The organism is Staphylococcus pasteuri (assembly GCF_030547725.1).
GTDB classification, from domain to species: domain Bacteria; phylum Bacillota; class Bacilli; order Staphylococcales; family Staphylococcaceae; genus Staphylococcus; species Staphylococcus pasteuri.
In genome coordinates this window covers 1-255 of sequence record NZ_JAUOQO010000571.1, presented here as the reverse complement: position 1 = coordinate 255, position 255 = coordinate 1, and the positions used below count along the sequence as shown (strand labels likewise).

The window sequence follows — 255 nt, the reverse complement described above, 5'->3', positions numbered from 1 at the left end:
GCGCTGGGTATCTGGCGGCGCACGCATGGGGCCGACAGGCAGGCTTGGGTGGCTCCGATCCTGTTCGTCGCTGGATTGTTGTTTCTTTTCAAACTCATCGCGATCTGGAACACGTTGAAAACCGGGCAATGGCAATTCACTTATACACCGGCCTATTGGGCAGATTTCCTTTTCCCGGTTCTGCTGTTTTCATTGTGTCTGGCGCTCGGGCATCGTCGATGGCCGGGGTCGATTTCCAGGTTGGCGCGCTATGCC

1 protein-coding gene is annotated in these 255 nt (G+C 56.9%); it reads left to right on the top strand.

Annotated elements, in window-relative coordinates; translation table 11 throughout:
- Nucleotides 1–48 precede the first annotated feature (48 nt).
- Nucleotides 49–255, top strand: a 207-nt coding sequence (locus Q4528_RS14765; RefSeq protein WP_303522418.1) for a hypothetical protein, incomplete at its 3' end; no start/stop codon positions are given.